1 protein-coding gene is annotated in these 769 nt (G+C 65.5%); it reads right to left on the reverse strand.

Features of this window, described 5'->3' with window-relative positions; translation table 11 throughout:
- Positions 1 to 245: 245 nt before the first annotated feature.
- On the reverse strand, positions 246 to 497 hold the full coding sequence (locus tag AC1DU6_RS33675) for a hypothetical protein (RefSeq protein WP_157281978.1): 252 nt from the start codon (positions 495 to 497) through the stop codon (positions 246 to 248).
- Positions 498 to 769: the final 272 nt, after the last annotated feature.

A 769-nucleotide genomic window follows, 5' to 3' on the forward strand; every position in this document is an offset into this window, starting at 1 on the left:
GCCGTGAGCAGCGGCGCGCTCGCGCAGGCCGGTCACGTCGACCGGCGCGGTGATGCTGAAGGCCGGCTGGGCCATGGTGCGGAAATGTGCCAGCGCGGCGCGGCGCGGCCAGGCGTCGAGAGGGATGTCGCGGTCTTGCATACGGACCGCATGCTCGCACGAAGGCACATGCGTGAACGTGGACAAAAAAGGAGCCCGGTCTGCCGAAGCAGGCGGGCTCGAAGGAGTTGAAGGGTGGTTGCGCGTCAGCCGCTCAGCTCGCCGCCTTGCATCGGCCGCACGCCGAAGTCATAGAGGGCCCGCTGGAGTTCCTCGGCGCGATCTTCGCCAAGGTCGGCAAAGAGGCGGCTGTTGGGCGTGCTGCGGATCTGGCCGATCTGGTTGTAGCCCAGCGTCTTGGCGCATGCCAGGGTGCGCGACGTCAGTGGCAGGCAATCGAGCGGCGCCTGATCGGCGAGGCTCAAAAGCCGGGCATAGGTTTCGGGGGAAATGGACACGGTGCCTGTGCTGCGGCAAGGGTGGGGGGCCGGGGCCGTGTGCAGCGGCATCAGGAATGCGAGGGATGCGGAGCTCGTTGGCTGGAGCTGGTCATCTGCGCAATCTATCGCTGTATGCATTGGGCAAGGAACCCGTCGATCAGGTCAGCCTCCAAGCTTGGGCAGACCGAGAAGTTCGCAGATCAGGTCGATGACTTTCATGGGGGGCTCCTGCAGGGTGGGGGCTAGATGTCGCCTGCCCGCACTTTCCCTGTTTTAGCCCCCCTAGAAAC

The organism is Roseateles sp. P5_B10 (assembly GCF_056400485.1).